Below are 17,136 nucleotides of genomic sequence, written 5' to 3' on the forward strand. Positions count from 1 at the left end.
CATGATGTTTGCTGCATGACCTAAGTTAAAAAAATATAATCGTATGGGGGTGGGCGTGTCGGATCAGCAACTGCAGATTATCAATTTCATGGTTGTGCCGTTCGGGCTGATGGCCATCATGGTCAGCCTGGGGTTGTCGCTGACGGTTGGAGACTTCCGCCGGTTGCTGGATAATCCGCGTCCGGTGACCGTCGGTCTGGGCGGGCAGTTGATTCTGATGCCTGCGCTTGGCTGGTGCGTTGCATATCTGTTCCGTTTGCCTCCGGAACTGGCGGTGGGGCTTTTCATTCTCGCCTGCTCGCCTGCGGGCGTCACGTCGAACGCGCTCACCTATGCGGCCCGGGCCAATATCGCGCTTGCGGTGACGCTAACGGCGCTGTCGAGCGTGATCACGGTGTTCACGACGCCCTTTTTCGTTCAATGGGCGCTCAATCATTATTATGCCGCTGGTAGCGTGCCGGAGATGTCGATCTGGACCACGGTGTTGCAACTTGTGAAAGTGGCCGTATTGCCGGTGGCAGTGGGCATGATCATTCGCCATTTCCTGCCCGGCTGGGCAGCGCGGGCCGGGGTCTGGCTGCGTCCGGCGTCGATGATCATTTTGATTTTCGTCATCGTGTTTTCGCTTTTGGCCAATGCGCAGCTGGTGTGGAACAGCCTGTTGACGGCGGGTCCCGCGGCCTGGGTCCTGAACGTTCTGGCCATGGCGACGGGGCTTGGCATTGCGACCCTCGCCGGGCTTAACCGCGAGGATCGGCTGACGGTGGCCATTGAGGTCGGCGTTCACAATGCGACGCTTGCGACCTTTGTGACCATGAGCGTTCTTGGCAGTCTGGAGCTTGCGATCACCCCGACCATCTACGGGGCCATCATGGTCATCAATGCCTCGATCCTGATCCGATATCTGCGCCGCCGGGCCAGAAAAGCGGCGCTGGCCGAGTAGGGCTCAGGGCGTGGTGGCCAGTTCCTGTTGCAGAAAGGCGATCAGGGTGGTGACCTTGCGTCTTTGGTGGCTGCGGTCGGGGTAGGCGGCCCAGATCACCTGATCCTCCGGTCGCTCCGCCGTCAGGATTTCCACGAGCCGGTTATTCGCGATATGATCGCGCACGTAAAAGTCGGGCAATTGACAGATGCCAAGGCCGTTCAAGGCGGCGTCGAGCACGGCGAAACCGCTGTTGCAGCGCCAGCGCGCGGGTGGGCGAATCTGGGTTTCCTGCCCGTTGCCGTTGAACAGCCAGCGGTCGGCGGAGCCAAGCAGGCAGTTATGGTTATGGAGATCGAACACCGAGGCGGGCACCCCATGGGCTTTGAGATAGTCCGGCGCGGCGCAGAGATGCAGCGAGCGCGAGCCGAGCGGCTTCCTGTGCAGCCGGGCGTCGAACATATCGCCGCTGCGCACGCCCATGTCCATGCCGTCGGCGACCAGATCGAGCAGGCGATTGGTCAGTTCGATATCCACAGTGATTCGCGGGTAACGGGCGATGAAGCGATTGATCACCGGCACCAGGGTGCGCTCGCCGTAAGATACGGAACAGGTGAGGCGCAGTTGCCCTTCAAGGGCGTTATCTTCGGCGGCAACACTTTCAAAAGCGGCTTCGCGATCGTCGATCAGGCGGCGGCTCCGGTCGAGAAACTGGCGTCCGGCTTCGGTCAGGCTGACGCGGCGGGTGGTGCGGATCAGCAGCTGCGCTCCCAAGCGGGCCTCAAGACTGCCGATTTCCCGGCTTACCTGCGATACGGATAGCCCGAGGCGCGCGCCGGCACGGGTGAAGCTGCCGGTTTCGGCAACCGCCACAAACATATCGACACCACGCCAGCGATCGAGGAAGCTTTTCATTATTGCCTGATATGCAAAAGTATTTTGATAAAAGGCAGGATTGTCCCTTGATGAAAAAAAGTCTAGCTATTTTCCTAACAGGAGATGACGCATCATGAAAACACGTGCCGCTGTCGCTTTCGAAGCGAAAAAGCCATTGGAAATCGTCGAGCTGGACCTTGAGGGGCCGAAAGCGGGCGAGGTTCTGGTTGAAATCATGGCAACCGGTATTTGCCATACCGATGCTTATACGCTCGACGGGTTCGACAGCGAGGGCATTTTCCCGTCGGTTCTCGGCCATGAAGGGGCCGGCATCGTGCGGGAGATCGGCGCGGGCGTCACCAGCGTCAAGCCGGGCGATCATGTGATTCCGCTCTATACGCCGGAGTGCCGTCAGTGCAAATCCTGCCTCAGTGGCAAGACCAATCTTTGTACAGCGATCCGTGCGACTCAGGGCAAAGGGCTGATGCCGGACGGCACGACGCGCTTTTCCTATAAAGGTCAGCCGATCTATCACTATATGGGCTGTTCGACTTTTTCGAATTTCACTGTGCTGCCGGAAATCGCCGTGGCGAAAATCCGCGAAGACGCGCCGTTTGATAAAAGCTGTTATATCGGCTGCGGCGTGACCACCGGCGTCGGTGCCGTGATCAACACCGCGAAGGTCGAGCCGGGCTCGAATGTGATCGTGTTCGGTCTCGGCGGCATCGGGCTCAATGTCATTCAGGCGGCGCGGATGGTTGGGGCCGATAAGATCGTTGGCGTCGATATCAATGACAGCAAGGAAGAATGGGGCCGTCGCTTTGGCATGACCCATTTCGTCAATCCGCTGAAGGTCGAAGGCGATATCGTGCAGCATCTGGTGGCGCTCACCGATGGCGGCGCGGATTACACTTTTGATTGCACCGGCAACACCACGGTCATGCGTCAGGCGCTTGAGGCCTGTCATCGCGGTTGGGGCGTGTCAGTTGTGATCGGCGTGGCCGAAGCGGGCAAGGAAATCAGCACCCGTCCGTTCCAGCTGGTGACCGGGCGTGTCTGGAAGGGCTCGGCCTTTGGCGGCGCACGCGGCCGCACCGATGTGCCGAAGATCGTCGACTGGTACATGAACGGCAAGATCGAGATCGACCCGATGATCACTCATGTGTTGTCGCTGGAAGACATCAACAAGGGCTTTGACCTGATGCATGAAGGCAAATCGATCCGCTCCGTCGTGGTGTTCTGACGGCAATCAGGGCGGACGTTTGCGGGTCAGGTTCTGATAGTAATCGAAGAGATGCGCGAAATGCTGTTCCGGAGGACCGATCCGCAGATGTGCCGCTTCATAGGCACGTGCGGAGAGGTTCTGCCGGTTGCGTTTTAAAAGATTGAGGATGGCACTGGCCGCGGCCATGGCATCCCCGGTGGTGTAAATTTCGGCATAATCGATTTCGGCGAGATCGGCGGCGCCACCGACGTCGGGGACAATAATCGGCACGCCGGCCGAAAGCGCTTCGGCGGCCACAAGTCCAAAAGTTTCCGAGGCGCAGCCATGAAACAGCGCATCGGAACTTGCGAGCATATGTGACAATCGCCACCTGTCGTCGATCTCACCCGCGAGATAGACATGGGGCACGTGGCTGGCCTTGCGTTCGGTCAGGGCGCGCGAGATGCCATCGCCGACGATAAAAAGGCCGACCGGACGATGACCGTTGGCGATGCCCACGGCTTCGATCAGAACGTTCAATCTTTTTTCCGGATGATGGCGGCCGATGCTGATCAGCAAACTGGCTTCGGGGCCAAGTCCGCAGTGCGCAAGCATATCCCGGCGCAGCGCGGGGGAGCGCATTTCAGGGCTGAACAATCTGTGATCGACGCCAAGCGGTACGGCCATCGGCGGGCGCAGATTGAATCCGGCGAAGCGTTTGGCCAGCCATTCCCCGGCCACAAGCGTGGCGTCGAACTCGGAACTCAGCCGACGCAGGTAAGCCCAGAATGCGCTGCACACCCAGTCGATGCGGGCTCGTGACACAAGCGTGTCGAGAAAGACATGGGCATAAGATGCCACGGGGTCGGCATGCATGAATAAGGTGCGGGTGGCCTTGCCTTTCCAGTTGCGCACGATCCAGGCGCCGCGCCAGGGCGAGGAGGCTTCGACCACATCGGGTTGTTCGCGGTCGAGAATGCTGTGAATGATGTTTTTGTTCCAGAACATATGATAACGGGCATCAAACGGCAGATGCGGTGATTTGATCCAGATGATGCGCCCGCCCTCGCGGTCTTCGGTGCCATCCTGCTGGCCCGGGGCGAGGATGACGATTTCATGGCCCAGTTTTTTTCCAGCGGCGAGTTTCTGGTGGATATAGGTGCGGACGCCGCCTCCCTGAGCACTGTAAAATTCAGCCACGTCGATGATTTTCATGACAGGCCTCGACTCTGTTATTGCGGGTGTTTTACCGGTTCAGGTTTCAGGCCGTTCAAGTAATTCAGGGTGATGTTGAGGGTCGTGAGATTGGTCGTTACGTCGAAAGTGGCCTTGGCGACGTCGGGCTTTGAAAGACCAAGGCGCGGGTTGTTGGGAAAACCGACGCCATCATTGAAGACGTTGAATTTGCCGTTGTTGTTTCGATCATGAAGGACAACAAGACTATAGCGTCCAGCACCGGGGGCCTCAACGCAAATTGCGACGGGGCCTTCGGGCGGTACGGGCACGTCGATCCGTTTGAACACGGCATTGCGGCTCAACAGATCCTGGCGACCCGCGAGAAAATCTTCTTTCTTGTCGGAGTAAAGCTCGACCCGGATTTGCCCCTTGCGATCTTTGAAGCCATTGACATGGACAAGAATTGCAGGTGTCCCGAGGTCCGTCTCGCAAGCTGCGGCTTCGGGGCCGAGAATTTGCGCGGCGTCTTCGGCAAAGACGTGTGATGCATAACTCAGGCTCAGACCAACGCTTAACCAGAATGTCGCGGCAGGACGATGCATCAGCGGCTCCTTGTTGCATAGAATAGGCTCAGCAGGCTGTTGCGGACCCATTGCGCAAGCGAAGTGGCGGCATCGATGGTAGTGGTGACAAAACGATCAATGCTACCGACAATCAATCCACGTTGCTGCGTGAGTTGATAATAGGACCAGAGCGAAAGCATGCCGAGGACAGAGAGTGGAATGGACTGGGCCAGGAGAGCGGTTGTTCGGCCGCTTGCCGCCATGAATTCTGCGGTATCCGCGAATTTCATAAAGGCAATCACCAGAACGAGCGCTACAATAATTCCATAAGGCGTGCTGATGCGTTTTGGCGGTATGGCGAACAGCATGGCAATGGGTGGAAGAAACAAACAGAAAATGGCCTGCACAAGGCGGCGATAAAACTTGGCTATGGCGCTTTGACGGAGGGCTGTTGACGTTTCCGGATCATGACTGATGGACCAGAGTTCGGGCAAGGTATAGCTGGTCATTTTTACATGGGGAGCGAGCAGCTGCCCGGTCTTTTTCATTTTGATGTCGACGTCGAGATTATCAAATTTCAATGTTGCCGGATTTGTCTTCAGCGTACCGCTGCGAAACAACATGCCATGCGAAAGCCTGAGTATAGGAATTTTCTGCAGGTCATCCAGAATAATGCGGCCACGTGGCGACGTGCCGACCCATGTTTCACCTTTTGGATCGGTGCGGCTGAAGAAAATGCCCCGGAGATCATTCGGCCCATTGCGTATGTCTTCAACGCGCATAATGAAGTTTTCACCAACGCGCGTAAATTCACCGGCATTGATGGTGAAGCCGAGAATGCCTGCAGCGAGGTCACGATAGAGAAGTTGAAAAGCGCGTTCACCCCTAGGCTCAATGAATCCGACGAGTGCAAAATTTATCACGCAGATAATAGCGGCAATCAGGTAAGGCATTTTTAAAAGCCGGCGTTCCGATATGCCGCTGTTGGTGACCATATCGAGTTCGTTCTGCAACGCAAAACGTCGGAACGCCAGGCTGATCGACAGGAAAATGCCAATGGTCAGGCCAAGGCTGAGATATTCCGGAAGCAGACTTGCGAGCATTTCCCAGATGACCCGCAAGGGACCTCCGAGGGAGATTGCATAACGGAACAGTCGCAGCATGTTATCAAGCAACAACAGCATGATGGAGATGCTGACGGTCACTCCAAGTGGCCACAGGATGAGCCGCGTAATATATCGATCAATCAGCGACATTTTTCATCATGCTGTCTCCGTGTTATCCATGCTTGGCCGGACGCCGGGAGGATGAGAATGGAATATCGGAAACAAAATCCGGAGCCGTGGGTGCTGTGTCCTGACGTGCCCGGGTGGTATTCGCGACCACTGTGATGTAGTTCTGAAACAGAGTGAACAAGATCTGGTCCCAGCTTTGACCAAGACTGATCGCCCTTGCCGCTTTGCCAAATCGGTCGCGCAGATCGGCGTTTTGAACAAGCCGGGCGAGCGTGGTTGTCATGTCCTCAAGATCGTCAGCGGCGCAGAGAAAACCGGTTTTATCATGAATGATGAGAGAGCTGCTGCCCGTCGCCTGCAGGCCGACGGTGGGCAGTCCGGAGGCCATGGCCTCAAGCGTCACATTGCCGAATGTCTCGGTTTGGCTGGGATTGAAAAAGATATCCGAGGATGCAAAGGCACGGGCGAGCTTTTCACCGGTTAGAAAGCCAGTGAAAATTGCTTGCGGCAGGCTGGCCTCGAACCATTTTCGTTCCGGACCATCGCCGATAATCAGGACTTTATGGGTGATGCCGAGATGCTCAAGGCGCTTGATGACTTTGCAGAAGACTCCCAGTCCTTTTTCCAACACCAGGCGGCCGACAAAAGCGATGACAATGTCAGTGTCGGCAATGCCGAGACTGCGCCGCCAGGCCATATCCCGGCGTGCGGGCGCATAGAGGCTGGAGTCGACTCCGCGGCCCCATATCTGGATGTCCTTTGCCATATGCTCGTCCCGCAAGGCCTCGGCCATGCTTTCGGAAGGGGCATAGATCTGGACGCAACGATGATAAAAATGCCGAAAATAGGATTTAAGCAGATTTTCAAACAAGCCAAGATGGTAATAGCGCAAATAGGTTTCAAACCGCGTATGTACCGAGGCGACAGCGGGAACCAGCATTTTTTCCGCCAGAGTAAGGGCCTGATATCCAAGCAGATCGGGAGCGGATACATGGAAGATGTTGGGAGAAAACTGGATGATGTCGTCCCGGATATGGCCGGGCATGCCAAGAGCAAGCCGATATTCCCGGCGTCGCGGTATGGAGATGGAGGGCACCGAGATCAGCGTTCCGGCCGGTTCGAATGCAGGCGTGCTTGATGTTGGTGAATAGATGCGGACGGCGGCGCCCTGGCTTTCAAGTCCAGCCACAAGCCGGTTCAGAGCCTGATTTGCGCCATCCTTGATATAGTTGTAATTGCCGGAAAACAACGCCACACGAAGGTCTGCGGTCTTCATGACAATTCTCCATTAGCACGCATCATTCAGGGCGATGGCAATTATCAGCTGATAAGCTACTGGAAATATACATGAACACTACGTGAGCCGTGCTCACGATATCACAACTAAGCGCGAGAAATAGGGCGAAAGCAAGGAAGCCTTTAGGGGCAGGCGTCAGGCTCTGCGGTCAAGAAGATTAGTCCATAAGGATCAGTCATATAAAGGTCTCTTGAGAAGGAGATCATCTTGATAAGGCTAGTAGGTAACTCATAGGAGCCTGACGAAGGCGCCGCAGCTTGGCCTTGCTTTTGGTTTTCAGGATGGGTGTATCTGGCGGACGCACAGAAACAAGCAACCCCAGCCTGAGCCGGGATTGCCTGTTCAGATTTAGCAGTATCAGTGATTAATTGGCGCTTCAGTCGCGGCTGGCGTGCTCATTGGAGCCGAGGCTGAGGAAGCTTTCGCAGCTTTATGATGGTGTTTGTGATGATGCACCGCCTTCGTGGCATGAGGAGCCATATGTTCGGTGCTTGCGGCGGCAGGCGTCGCTGTGACCGGGGCTGCGGCCGGGGTTGCAGGCGTCTTCATGGCCGGAGTCGCTGTGACCGGGGTTGCAGGCGTCTTCATAGCCGGAGTCGCTGTGACCGGGGTTGCGGGCGTCTTCATGGCCGGAGTCGCGGGGGTTGCCGCGGCCGGAAGGGCGGGGACTGCCGGAGTGGCGGGCATGCTAGTCTGTACTGCCGCCGAAGCCATAGAGCTCAGAGCCATTGCAGACACCAGACCGACTGACAGGATAAGTGACTTCATTTTCCAAAACCTTCTGTGGGAATTGTCCGTTGCAGGACGATGTAAGGCTTTTAGGGATCACCACTACAATGAGCGAGCTAAGCTCACTTGTAGGATCAAGTTAGCACGTGTTTCCTGAAGGACAGATGAATGCGGGGTTCATCATTTGGTGCGGGGAAAGGGGCCGAGCTGCAAATTCTTTTCGGCGATCACTCTGGCGGCGGCGGGGCTCGCGAGGAACTGGTATTCGTGCTGTCGGGCAAGCGCTATGCGGTCGCCGGGTGCCTGACCGTTCCCGGGATGGCACATGACAAGATGAACATCCCCGGCTTCGGACAGGAAATTGTGACATAAGGCCTCAAACGGCGCGGTTGGGGAAAAGTCGTAATATCCGGCGAAGCTGTCGTTGGTTTTGAGTCCGTGCTCCCGCGCTTCGGAGGCGAGGCCACGGCCAAGCCAGGCGCTTCTGAGCGCGCGCAGGCGGTCGCCGCCCCGGCGTAGAATACGCAGCGGATGATCGGCGCAGTTGCGCATCCAGACCCCCGGGGCACGCCGCGCCGTGGTGGTCAGGACCAGCTCACGGATATGCGGCAGCACATGACAATGTTGATGGCCGTCGATGAAGTCAGGGGGGCGTTTCATGACTGATTCAAAACGATCGAACTGACGTTCGATTTCGTCGGCGATTTCCCCGAGGATAACGGAAAAGTCGCGGTTGTTACGATAGGCAAGCCAGGTCAAACGATCAATGTTCGGCAAGGTCCCCCAGGGCGCGAGATGGGGGTGATGCCCAAGCGGCGCAAGCTGGCTGAGGGTCAGATGCAGCCCGATGTCCATTGTGGCTTCAAGTTCCTGCAGCGCTGAGGCGTCGGCCTGCCAGTGATTGCGGGTGACTATGACGCTGGTCGCGCTGAGGGCGGATTGACGGCCCAAGCTTAGGATGGCCTCATTGATGCCGGGCGAATAGCCAAAATCATCAGCACAAAGGATCAGGCGGGACATGGGGATCAGGCGGGCCATGGCGGCTTAATCTTCCTGCTGAGGTGGGGACAAATTGCGCAGCCGGGTGTCTTCCATGCCGCGGGCGATGAAGCGTTGTTTGAGGAAGCGGTAAAAATACCAGTCCTTCAAGGCGAAGGGCGTCATATGGTAGATCAGGCGTTCAAGCAGTGTCCAGCGTACAAGCCGCCGGTCGGAGCGGCGCGGAGAGGGCGAGCACCAGAAATCGGCGTGATATTTGGTGCGGCCGATCTTGAGAATGCGGTGCATCAGCTCGTGATCCTTGAGGACAAAGGGCCAGTGGTCTGGCGCATAGCCCCCGACTTTCCGCAAGGCTTCGGTGCGGAAGCATTGTCCGGCGCCGCCACTGTGGCATTGCCGGTTCAGGAGATGGGCGGCCAGCAATTGATGCGCGGCGCTGAAGCTCCGCCGCAAAGGGCCGTGACGGGGGTTAAGGTAATAGGCAATGACCGCGAGCACCTCGGGGCCGCTGGTTTGAAAACAGCGATCGGCGCAGGCCAGGTAATCGGGCGGGTAGAAGGTGTCGGCATCGCAGATGGCGACGAAAACGGTGGTGACTGCCTCGATCCCGGCGCTTAGGGCATAGACCTGACCGGGGGTCGGCACATCAAGATAGAGCACCTCAATGTCGGGGGCCGTTGCCATGACTTTGCGGCAGGCTTCCTCGGACTCGTCGGACGAGGCATTGTTGACCAGAATGATGCAATCCGGTTTGAGTGTCTGATGGATCAGACTTTTAAGCGTCCTGCCGATAAAGGCCGCTTCGTTGTAATAGGGAATGACGATAGACCAGCTCATGCGGCATCCTTCTTGGCTGTTTGCGGCCAAAAATGCAGGACGGTTATCACGAGCAGGTGAAAGGCGAGATAAACCCCTGCAGTCAGGGCAAAAAACGCGGCAATGGCCGCCTGCGGCACAGGTAACATGGTGCCAAGCGCCACACCGGCTCCGGCCTGCATGACGTAACGGTTGGATCCAAGCGGCAGACTGCCGACAAAGAGATTGACGCTCAGAAAAATCAACCACTCTGAGAGCAGGACGCTTGGCACCGCAAGATGCCATTGCAGCAACAGCAAAGACTGGCCCAGCAGCATGCGGAGGAAATGCTGTCCGCCGATCAACAGGCTGTGGCGGAGGGACAAATTGAAAATGCGCCGTCCCAATAGCAGGAGAACTACAAAGAACAGGACGACAAAACCAGCGGCAATCTGCAAGGTGCTTTGAAGGTCGGTCTGGGTGGTGAAGATGTTCTGCAGGATCCCCGTCGCCGCAAGATAAAGCGCCAGAAAGATCATCGTCATGTTGGAGACGACGCTGGACAGAATATTAACGTCGCGCACATCGGCAAAGAGGGCGGAGGTGTCCTTAGGGCTGTTGGCCTTGGCCCAGGTCAGGAGATAGGCTTCGCCGGAGTAATCCACCACGGCATCGTTATAGATGCGCTTGCGCAGAAAGACCGGGAAACTGCGCCAGGACACATGCCACAAACGGCGGTAGATCAGCAGGTCGGATATGGGCAGCACGCAATAGATGGGCAGGAACAGCAGATAGAACCAAGGACTGGACGGCAGGTTGTCCAGAATGAGAGTCCATCCGATCTGAGACATCTTCCACAGCAGGAAGCCGACCACAAAACTGGTCAGGCCCCATTTGAGGATTGCCTGAACAGGTTTTTTCGACAGAAACGCGCGCAACTGCAGAAAAATGCTTTCCAGATGACGCTTCAGGGGACGATTGCGCCAAGGCAGGGGATCAGTCACTAAAGTTGCCCTTGGTGTCGAGCAGGGGGACTTGTTCGCCGTGTCGATTCTTAAAATCGGCTACGCAATACTCACATTCCAGGGAAATTTCATCATATTTTGCTTAACTAAGCAACGATGGGACCAGCACGCACAGTTACCGGGGGCATATGTCGGAAGATGTGCCCGAGCCCAACAGGGGGGAGGCGCGGTCCAGAGAGAGACTCGCGTCGGAAAAACGGATCGGGGTGCGGATGCCCGGGACCATGGAGCCATCCTCGCGGGGGATCTCGATCGCCATGCCGCGATGCTGGACCTGCGGATCGGCAAAGGCCTGGGCGACGCTGTTGATGGGACCGGCGGGCACACCCTCGGCCTCAAGCCTTGCGAGCAGGGGGTCGCGGTGCCAGAGCTTGCAGGCGGCGGCGATCAGCGGGGTCAGTTCGGTGCGGTTGGTGACGCGGTCGGGGTTGGTGGCAAACCGTGGGTCGGCGCCAAGGTCATCAAGGCCGACGATCCCGCAGAAGCGCCGGAATTGCGTGTCGTTGCCCACCGCCAGAATGAACCAGCCGTCCGCTGTTGGCAGTACTTCATAGGGGCTGATGTTCGGATGGGCATTGCCAAGCCGGGTCGGGGCGGTGCCGGACACCAGATAATTCATACCCTGATTGGCGAGCACGCCGATCATGCAGTCCAGGAGGGCCATGTCCACATGCTGGCCAAGGCCGGTCACCGCGCGCTGGGCGAGGGCCGCCTGAATGCCGATCACGGCGTAAAGGCCGGTGAAGATATCGGCGAAGGCCACGCCGACCTTTTGCGGCTGGCCCGTGGGCTCGCCGGTGAGGTCCATAATGCCGCCCATGCCCTGCACGATGAAGTCATAGCCCGCCCGTTTGGCATAGGGGCCGTCCTGCCCGAAGCCGGTGATGGAGCAATAGACCAGGCGCGGATTGAGGGCTTTGAGGCTGGCATAGTCGAGGCCGTATTTCTGGAGGCCGCCGACCTTGAAATTTTCAATCAGCACATCGGCCTCGGCCACCAGACGGCGCACTTCGGCCTGACCGTCGGGGGTGGTGAAATCGATCACCACCGACCGTTTGCCGCGATTGGTGGCGTGGAAATAAGCGGCGTCCTTGCTGCCGTCCGGGTTGTTGATGAAGGGCGGGCCCCAGCTGCGGGTGTCGTCGCCCTGGGGGCTTTCCACCTTGATGACATCCGCGCCAAGATCGGCCAGCGTCTGACCGGCCCAGGGACCGGCCAGAATGCGGGCAAGCTCGACGACTTTTAATCCGACAAGCGGTGCGCTCATGCTCAGAACGCCGCGATGCCGGTGATGGCCCGGCCGAGGATCAGGGCATGCACGTCATGGGCGCCTTCATAGGTGTTGACGGTTTCAAGGTTCATGGCGTGGCGCATGACCTGATATTCCTCGGAAATGCCGTTGCCGCCGTGCATGTCACGGGCCTGACGAGCGATATCGAGGGCTTTGCCGACATTGTTGCGTTTGACCATGGAGACCATTTCGGGGGCAAAGCGGCCTTCATCCATCAGGCGGCCGACGCGGAGACTCGCTTGCAGGCCGAGGGCGATGTCGGTCATCATGTCGGCGAGCTTTTTCTGATAAAGCTGGGTTGCGGCCAGCGGACGGCCGAATTGTTTGCGGTCGAGGCCATATTGACGGGCGGCATGGAAGCAGAACTCGGCCGCGCCAAGCGCGCCCCAGCTGATGCCATAACGGGCCCGGTTCAGACAGCCGAATGGTCCCTTCAGGCCCTGCACATGGGGCAGCAGGGCGTCTTCGGAGACATGGACGTCATCCATGGTGATCATGCCGGTGATCGAGGCGCGCAAGGACAGCTTGCCCTTGATCTTCGGGGCCTCAAGCCCCTTCATACCCTTATCGAGGATGAAGCCGCGGATTTCGTTGTCATGGGCTTCGGACTTGGCCCAGATGATGAAGACGTCGGCAATGGGCGAGTTTGAAATCCAGGTTTTCGAGCCCTTGAGGATATAGCCGTCCTCGACCTTCACAGCGCGGGTGCGCATGCCGGACGGGTCGGACCCGGCGTCGGGTTCGGTCAGGCCGAAGCAGCCGATGTACTCGCCGCTTGCGAGTTTCGGCAGATATTTCTTTTTCTGGTCCTCGGAGCCATAGGCATAGATCGGATACATGACGAGGGAGGATTGCACCGACATCATGGAGCGATAGCCGCTGTCCACCCGCTCGACCTCCCGTGCCACCAGGCCATAGGCCACATAGGAGGCGCCAACCCCGCCATATTCTTCGGGGATGGTCGGGCCGAGAAGGCCGAGGTCGCCCATCTCGCGGAAGATCGCGGGATCGGTATGTTCTTCGGCAAAGGCCTCGATCACGCGCGGCTGGAGTTTTTCCTGGGCATAGGCGCGGGCGGTGTCGCGGATCATGCGTTCGTCGTCGCTCAGCTGGTCGTCCATGAAAAATGGATCTTCCCAGTGAAATTTGCTCATCTGGCTTTTATGGCCGCTCATGGGGATGTCCTCGGGTTCAGGGTTCAGGCGCGGACGCGCACGGCGGCCTCAAGGGATGCTTCCAGAATATCGAGGCCTTCGTCAAGATGCGCGTCCGGAATTGTGAGCGGCGGCAACAGGCGAATGACGTTGAAGCGGGTGCCGCAGCTGAGCAGAATCAGGCCGCGCTGTTCGGCTTCGGCGACAATGGCGGTGACGAGCGCGGTATCGGCGGTGCGGCTTTCGCGGTCGGTTACAAGTTCAAACGCAACCATGGCCCCGGGGCCGCGAATGTCGCCGATGGCCTCCATGCCCTGACGACTGGCAATGTCCTTGAGACGGCCGGTGATTTTCGCGCCGATTGCGGCTGCGCGGTCACAGAGTTTTTCGTCTTCGATCACATCCAGCACGGCGTTTGCCGCCGCGATGGCGATCGGGCTTCCGGCATAGGTGCCACCGAGGCCGCCCACATGGGCGCTGTCCATGAGGTCGGCGCGGCCGACGACCGCCGAAAGCGGGAAGCCGCCGCCGAGGCCCTTGGCCATGGTGACCAGATCGGCTTTGACCCCGGCATGCTCGATCCCGAACATTTTGCCGGTGCGCGCCATGCCGGATTGCACTTCGTCGGCAATCAGCAGGATGCCGTGTTTGTCGGCGAGTGCGCGGAGGGCCTGAAGGAAAGCGGCGGGGGCGGGCAGGAAGCCGCCTTCGCCCTGCACAGGCTCGATTATGAAGGCGGCGACGCGGGCCGGGTCGACATCGGCGGCCAGCAACATGTCAAGTCCGGCGAGCGCCTGGTCGACCGATAGTCCCATGAAATCATTGGGGAAGGGGGCGTGGTACACCTCAGCCGGGAAGGGACCGAAGCCCTTTTTATAGGGCACGACCTTGCCGGTCAGCGCCATGCCCATCATGGTGCGGCCATGGAACCCGCCGGCAAAGGCGATGACCGCCGTGCGGCCGGTGCTGATGCGCGCGATCTTGATGGCATTTTCGACGGCCTCGGCTCCGGTGGTGACCAGCATGGTCTTGGCCGGACCGGTCACCGGGGCGATGGTGTTCAGCCGCTCGGCCAGCCGAATGTAGCTTTCATAGGGGGCCACGTGAAAGCAGGTATGGGTAAAAAGCGCGGCCTGTTCGGCCACGGCGGCCATGATTTTCGGGTGACGGTGGCCGGTGTTGACGACCGCGATCCCGGCTGCGAAGTCGATGAAACGGCGGCCGTCCACATCCCAAAGCTCGGCATTTTCGGCGCGGGTGGCATAGATGCCTTTGGTGCCGACGCCATTGGTCACGGCAGCTGTCTGTCTTGCTTTCAGTTCGCTGGCTTTTGTCATGGCGTCCTCATCTGACACATGAATATGGGCGAAGCCTATCAATGCTTTATATCTTGAGCAAATGCTTTTATTCTTGATGTTGTCAGGACGGGCCGGACTGGGTAAGTTGAGAAAAGCTGAAGGATATGAGGCTCATGGACGATTTTGACGGGTTTAATGTGGGGGCGCGGTTGCTGGAAGTGCGCCGGGCTGCGGGGCTGAGTCAACGGGCTTTGGCCGAACGGGCGAGCGTGCCCCATGGGCAGATTTCCATGGTCGAGCAGAACCGCAGCAGTCCGTCGGTCGCGTCCCTGCGCAAGATCCTGAGCGGGGTTCCCATGACGTTGGCCGAATTTTTCGAACCCGACCGGCCGGAAAGCGATCGCGTGTTTTTTGCCGCTCATGAGCTTGTGGACCTGACCTCGCGATTGCATGGGGCGGATCAGGCGGCGCCGATCCTGTTCCGGCAGGTGGGGGAGGCGCGGGCGCATAACCTGCAGATCCTGCATGAACGCTATGCACCGGGCGCGGATACGGGGCCGACCATGCTTGAACATAATGCTCATGAGGGCGGGGTGGTGCTGTCGGGGGCATTGGAGATCACGGTGGGTACCCAGAAACGGGTGCTCGGGCCGGGGGACGCTTATCTGTTCGACAGCCGGACGCCGCATCGGTTCCGCAATATTGGCGATGACGATGCCGTGGTCATTTCCGCCTGCACGCCGCCTTATCTGTAAGGTTCTTGTCATGATGGGATGGCAATCTTAACGGGATCGCAGGGGATGTTCGCGTAAATCGAGCGCTGGATTGAAACGGGGTGGTATGAGTATTTTATTTATTTAACAGTATCTTACATAAAGTGGATGCTGTGTTTTTGTATGGTTAAGTCCTGCTTGCCGATTGGTCTTGTTCTCCTGTGTCTAAAATATCACAGAACTGAAAAAGAATTCAATTTTCTGGAATGTATCTTATACATGAATACGCGTTATTATGTGTTTTATCTGCGGGGTGTTCTTTTGAAATTTTGTGCTTAATTTTTAATTAAGTAATTGATTGTAGCTATAATTTATACGGGTGTGATGGAGCTGCTTGCGGCATAGGCTTGGTGTCGAATGGACGGGGTGGCGCGACCAGCATCGCCGGAATATCAAATTAGTTGCTAAAAGATCACAATTATGTGATCCCTTGCGGAATCCCTTTAAAATGGCTGTTTCAGAGGGGCTTTCTCGCCACTTGGTGGGGTCGATGCCATCACAAAGACATATTGTCGTGCAATAAGTAAGCTACGTTTCAGGAGGGATTGATGAAGGTTGACGGGCTGCGTATTGCGTTGTTTTCGGGGAACTACAATTATGTCAAGGATGGCGCTAATCAGGCACTCAACAAATTGGTTGAATATCTGGAGCGCCACGGGGCAACCGTAAGGGTTTATTCTCCGACTTCGGATACGCCGGCTTTTGCTCCGGCGGGCACCCTCATATCTGTTCCGTCCATCTCGCTGCCCCGTCGCAAGGAATATCGCCTGGCTCTGGGTTTGCCGCGTCATATCCGCGATGATATCCTGGCGTTTGAGCCCAATATTTTTCATCTGTCGGCTCCGGACCTGCTTGGGAACCGGGCCCTTGCTTTGGCCGAGAAGATGCAGGTTCCGGCCGTTGCCTCGGTTCATACAAGGTTTGAAGCTTATTTAAGATATTATCACCTGGGCTGGCTTGAGGGCGCGCTGCAAGTTTATTTCCGGAATTTTTACCGCCGCTGCCAGCAGATCTATGCGCCGTCCGATAGTATGGCGGAGGTCCTGGAGGCTGAGCGTATGTCGGATGATATCCGTATCTGGGGCCGTGGCATCGATACGGAAGTTTATACTCCGGCGCGGCGTGATCTTGGCTGGCGCCGGTCGCTTGGCATTGACGACGGGGATGTGGTGATCACCTTCGTTGGCCGTCTGGTTCTTGAAAAGGGCCTGGATGTCTTCACGGATGTTTGCCGTAAACTCGAGCAACGGAATATCGCGCATAAGGTGCTGGTCATCGGGGACGGTCCGGAGCGGGAGTGGTTTGGGCGCAATCTGCCCAAGGCCATTTTCACCGGCTTCCTGAACGGAGAAAATCTTGCCCGGGCCTATGCCTCGGGGGATGTTTTTCTCAACCCCAGTCAAACGGAAACCTTTGGCAACGTGACCCTTGAAGCCATGGCGTCTGGCTTGCCCACTGTGTGCACGCAGTCGACGGGCAGCAGCTCGCTTGTGGTGAATGGCGAGACCGGGTTCCTGAGTGCGCCCGACGATCTTGACGGCATGGTGAACAACATGGCGCTGTTGATCGAGAGTGCGGCGATGCGTCAGGAATTTGGAATGGCGGCTCGACAGGCAAGCCTTGGTAGAGGATGGGATCAGATCCTGAACTCGCTCACCCAGAATTATTTATCGGCGATCGGGAGCGCCGAGCGCAAGCATCAGGTTTCGAAAAGGCAACGGCAGGATTATGTGCCAGGGCAATGAGGGCCCGGTAGGATTTTGCCGGGTGGATTTTGCCGGTGTGATGATGTGATTTCA

Annotated in this window: 15 protein-coding genes; 4 read left to right on the top strand and 11 right to left on the bottom strand. The window is 57.8% G+C overall.

The window, feature by feature from the left end; all coding sequences use genetic code 11:
* Positions 1-55: 55 nt before the first annotated feature.
* A complete protein-coding gene (locus tag NYP16_RS09420) occupies positions 56-943 on the top strand; it encodes a bile acid:sodium symporter family protein (protein ID WP_274943881.1) in 888 nt (295 codons plus the stop codon).
* Between the two features lie 3 nt (positions 944-946).
* On the opposite strand, the gene NYP16_RS09425 is transcribed toward NYP16_RS09420, so the two are convergent.
* A complete protein-coding gene (locus NYP16_RS09425) occupies positions 947-1,837 on the bottom strand; it encodes a LysR family transcriptional regulator (RefSeq protein ID WP_274943882.1) in 891 nt (296 codons plus the stop codon).
* 94 nt (positions 1,838-1,931) lie between these two features.
* On the opposite strand from NYP16_RS09425, the gene NYP16_RS09430 reads away from it, so the two are divergent.
* Positions 1,932-3,041: an S-(hydroxymethyl)glutathione dehydrogenase/class III alcohol dehydrogenase gene (locus NYP16_RS09430; protein WP_274943883.1), complete on the top strand. Its 1,110-nt coding sequence runs from the start codon at positions 1,932-1,934 to the stop codon at positions 3,039-3,041.
* Positions 3,042-3,047: 6 nt separating this feature from the next.
* Here NYP16_RS09430 and NYP16_RS09435 read toward each other — a convergent pair whose 3' ends face one another.
* The 10 genes from NYP16_RS09435 to gabT all read right to left on the bottom strand — a co-directional run bounded on the left by NYP16_RS09435 (position 3,048) and on the right by gabT (position 14,603).
* A complete protein-coding gene (locus NYP16_RS09435; RefSeq protein ID WP_274943884.1) occupies positions 3,048-4,217 on the bottom strand; it encodes a glycosyltransferase in 1,170 nt (389 codons plus the stop codon).
* A gap of 17 nt (positions 4,218-4,234) precedes the next feature.
* Positions 4,235-4,780, bottom strand: coding sequence for a DUF2141 domain-containing protein (locus NYP16_RS09440; protein ID WP_274943885.1), 546 nt, complete (start codon positions 4,778-4,780; stop codon positions 4,235-4,237).
* Positions 4,780-5,997 carry an LptF/LptG family permease gene (locus NYP16_RS09445; RefSeq protein WP_274943886.1) on the bottom strand — a complete coding sequence of 406 codons (1,218 nt, stop codon included), beginning with the start codon at positions 5,995-5,997 and terminating at the stop codon, positions 4,780-4,782. Before NYP16_RS09445 ends, NYP16_RS09440 begins: the two co-directional genes overlap by 1 nt.
* 22 nt (positions 5,998-6,019) lie before the next feature.
* Complete coding sequence (locus NYP16_RS09450; protein ID WP_274943887.1) at positions 6,020-7,252, bottom strand: glycosyltransferase family 4 protein; 1,233 nt, start codon at positions 7,250-7,252, stop codon at positions 6,020-6,022.
* A gap of 930 nt (positions 7,253-8,182) precedes the next feature.
* Positions 8,183-9,040, bottom strand: a complete 858-nt coding sequence (locus NYP16_RS09455) for a ChbG/HpnK family deacetylase (protein WP_274943888.1) — start codon at positions 9,038-9,040, stop codon at positions 8,183-8,185.
* Between the two features lie 6 nt (positions 9,041-9,046).
* Positions 9,047-9,838 carry a glycosyltransferase family 2 protein gene (locus tag NYP16_RS09460; RefSeq protein ID WP_274943889.1) on the bottom strand — a complete coding sequence of 264 codons (792 nt, stop codon included), beginning with the start codon at positions 9,836-9,838 and terminating at the stop codon, positions 9,047-9,049.
* The gene (locus NYP16_RS09465) at positions 9,835-10,800 is read right to left on the bottom strand and encodes a hypothetical protein (RefSeq protein WP_274943890.1); all 966 of its coding nucleotides are present in this window, start codon (positions 10,798-10,800) and stop codon (positions 9,835-9,837) included. Before NYP16_RS09465 ends, NYP16_RS09460 begins: the two co-directional genes overlap by 4 nt.
* A 136-nt stretch (positions 10,801-10,936) precedes the next feature.
* Complete coding sequence (locus NYP16_RS09470) at positions 10,937-12,088, bottom strand: CaiB/BaiF CoA transferase family protein (RefSeq protein WP_274943891.1); 1,152 nt, start codon at positions 12,086-12,088, stop codon at positions 10,937-10,939.
* Between the two features lie 2 nt (positions 12,089-12,090).
* Positions 12,091-13,266: an acyl-CoA dehydrogenase gene (locus NYP16_RS09475; RefSeq protein ID WP_429913153.1), complete on the bottom strand. Its 1,176-nt coding sequence runs from the start codon at positions 13,264-13,266 to the stop codon at positions 12,091-12,093.
* Between the two features lie 44 nt (positions 13,267-13,310).
* Complete coding sequence (gene gabT / locus NYP16_RS09480; RefSeq protein WP_274943893.1) at positions 13,311-14,603, bottom strand: 4-aminobutyrate--2-oxoglutarate transaminase; 1,293 nt, start codon at positions 14,601-14,603, stop codon at positions 13,311-13,313.
* A 134-nt stretch (positions 14,604-14,737) separates the two neighbouring features.
* Between gabT and NYP16_RS09485 the strand changes: the two genes are divergently transcribed.
* Together NYP16_RS09485 and NYP16_RS09490 are read left to right on the top strand one after the other, a co-directional pair.
* Complete coding sequence (locus tag NYP16_RS09485; protein WP_274943894.1) at positions 14,738-15,319, top strand: cupin domain-containing protein; 582 nt, start codon at positions 14,738-14,740, stop codon at positions 15,317-15,319.
* Positions 15,320-15,885: 566 nt separating this feature from the next.
* Positions 15,886-17,082 (top strand): glycosyltransferase family 4 protein, encoded by a 1,197-nt coding sequence (locus NYP16_RS09490; RefSeq protein ID WP_274943895.1) that lies wholly within the window; start codon positions 15,886-15,888, stop codon positions 17,080-17,082.
* The last annotated feature ends 54 nt before the right edge of the window (positions 17,083-17,136 follow it).

It is taken from the genome of Govania unica (assembly GCF_027920805.1).
GTDB lineage: Bacteria > Pseudomonadota > Alphaproteobacteria > Sphingomonadales > Govanellaceae > Govanella > Govanella unica.

What these genes read in the sequence shown, in the direction of transcription:
- NYP16_RS09485 (WP_274943894.1), top strand. Translation starts at nt 14,738, where the DNA reads ATGGACGATTTTGACGGGTTTAATGTGGGGGCGCGGTTGCTGGAAGTG.
- NYP16_RS09430 (WP_274943883.1), top strand. Translation starts at nt 1,932, where the DNA reads ATGAAAACACGTGCCGCTGTCGCTTTCGAAGCGAAAAAGCCATTGGAA.
- NYP16_RS09440 (WP_274943885.1), bottom strand. Translation starts at nt 4,780, where the DNA reads ATGCATCGTCCTGCCGCGACATTCTGGTTAAGCGTTGGTCTGAGCCTG.
- NYP16_RS09455 (WP_274943888.1), bottom strand. Translation starts at nt 9,040, where the DNA reads ATGGCCCGCCTGATCCCCATGTCCCGCCTGATCCTTTGTGCTGATGAT.
- NYP16_RS09470 (WP_274943891.1), bottom strand. Translation starts at nt 12,088, where the DNA reads ATGAGCGCACCGCTTGTCGGATTAAAAGTCGTCGAGCTTGCCCGCATT.
- NYP16_RS09475 (WP_429913153.1), bottom strand. Translation starts at nt 13,266, where the DNA reads ATGAGCAAATTTCACTGGGAAGATCCATTTTTCATGGACGACCAGCTG.
- NYP16_RS09490 (WP_274943895.1), top strand. Translation starts at nt 15,886, where the DNA reads ATGAAGGTTGACGGGCTGCGTATTGCGTTGTTTTCGGGGAACTACAAT.
- NYP16_RS09450 (WP_274943887.1), bottom strand. Translation starts at nt 7,252, where the DNA reads ATGAAGACCGCAGACCTTCGTGTGGCGTTGTTTTCCGGCAATTACAAC.
- NYP16_RS09445 (WP_274943886.1), bottom strand. Translation starts at nt 5,997, where the DNA reads ATGTCGCTGATTGATCGATATATTACGCGGCTCATCCTGTGGCCACTT.
- gabT (WP_274943893.1), bottom strand. Translation starts at nt 14,603, where the DNA reads ATGACAAAAGCCAGCGAACTGAAAGCAAGACAGACAGCTGCCGTGACC.
- NYP16_RS09460 (WP_274943889.1), bottom strand. Translation starts at nt 9,838, where the DNA reads ATGAGCTGGTCTATCGTCATTCCCTATTACAACGAAGCGGCCTTTATC.
- NYP16_RS09425 (WP_274943882.1), bottom strand. Translation starts at nt 1,837, where the DNA reads ATGAAAAGCTTCCTCGATCGCTGGCGTGGTGTCGATATGTTTGTGGCG.
- NYP16_RS09435 (WP_274943884.1), bottom strand. Translation starts at nt 4,217, where the DNA reads ATGAAAATCATCGACGTGGCTGAATTTTACAGTGCTCAGGGAGGCGGC.